This window comes from Streptomyces phyllanthi, assembly GCF_009377205.1.
In the GTDB taxonomy this organism is placed as follows: domain Bacteria; phylum Actinomycetota; class Actinomycetes; order Streptomycetales; family Streptomycetaceae; genus Streptomyces; species Streptomyces phyllanthi.
In genome coordinates, this window is the sequence record NZ_VJZE01000895.1 from 1 (window position 1) to 1,436 (window position 1,436).

A 1,436-nucleotide genomic window follows, 5' to 3' on the forward strand; every position below is an offset into this window, starting at 1 on the left:
CTGGTCATGTTCGTGGATCTCCTGGGCGGGGGCGACGAGGGCTCGGGGCCGTCGCCGGACTTACAGGTGGTAGGCGTACTCGGTGAACTCCCAGTCGGTGACATGCCGGTTGAAGCGTTCGAGCTCGTCCCGCTTGTAGGTGAGGAAGGAGGTGGTGAAGTCCTTGCCGAGGACCTCGGTCAGGGCGGTGTCCGCCTCCAGCGCGTCCAGCGCGGCGGACAGGTTCGCGGGCAGTTGGGCGGAACGGGCGGTGTCGTAGCCGTAGCCCTCCAGCGGGGCGGGCGGCTCCTCGCCCGCACGGACGCCGAGCAGGGCGGCGGCGACCGTGCCCGCGATCAGCAGATAGGGGTTGGCGCTGGCGTCGCCGAGACGGAGTTCGAGGCGGGCGCCGCTGCCGCGCTCGGGCGGGACGCGGAGCATGGCGCTGCGGTTGTCGAGCCCCCAGTCGATCAGCCAGGGCGCGAGCGTGTCGGGGCCGAAGCGCTTGTACGAGTTCACGGTCGGGTTGGCCAGCGCCGCGAGCGCGGGGGCGTGGGCGAGGATGCCCGCGATGGCGTGCCGGGCGGTGGCCGAGAGGCCGTACGCGCCGGACGGGTCGTCGAAGGCGTTGCCGGCGCCTTCCTCGTCGGAGGCCTCGCATGACAGGTGGAGGTGGAACCCCGAGCCGCCGGCGTCGCCGTAGGGCTTGGCCATGAAGGTGGCGAGCCTGCCCTCCTTGCGGGCCAGCTCCTTCACGGCGGCCTTGAAGCGGAAGGCGCGGTCGGCGGCGTCCAGGGCCTCGGAGTGGATCAGGTTGATCTCGTACTGGCCGCCGTCGAACTCGTGGTTGCCGGTGACGACGCCGAGGCCGAGGTCGCGCAGCTGCCGCAGGGTGCGCAGCAGATGGTTGCCGGGGTCGGCGCGCAGGCCGGCGGTGTAGACGGCACCGGTCGTCTCCGGTGCGCGGCGCCAGCCGGTGGGCGCGCCGGGGGCGGGCTCCAGGAGGAAGTACTCCAGCTCGGGGCCGACGACGGGCCGCAGGCCCTGCTCGGCGCACCTGGAGAGGACGGTGCGCAGCAGGTCACGCGGCGACTCGGGCGCCGGAGCCCCGGTCACCGGGTCGCTGACCTCGCCGAGACAGGTGGCGACACCGGGCTCCCAGGGCAGCGCGGCCGCCGTGGACAGATCGGGGCGTACGCACACGTCCGGCAGACCGGCGTCCAGACCGCCCGCGACCGGGACCACGTCGCCCTGGGGGGAGGTGTGGTACACGGCGCGGCAGAAGGCCAGGCCGTGCTCGGCAGCCGACGGCAGGTGGTCCAGCAGGACGTCGCGGGCCCGGTCGGTGCCGATCAGGTCGGGGTACATCACCCGGACCACGTCGACGCCCTCGGCGGCGAGCCGCTCCATGTGCCTGCGGATGTCTGGGGTGTCGGATGCGCTCACCGATGTCTCCT

General features: G+C 73.3%; 1 protein-coding gene. It reads right to left on the bottom strand.

The features are described from left to right. Window positions 1–60 precede the first annotated feature (60 nt). A complete protein-coding gene (locus FNH04_RS45945) occupies window positions 61–1,425 on the bottom strand; it encodes a glutamine synthetase family protein (RefSeq protein WP_322725771.1) in 1,365 nt (454 codons plus the stop codon). Window positions 1,426–1,436 lie beyond the last annotated feature (11 nt).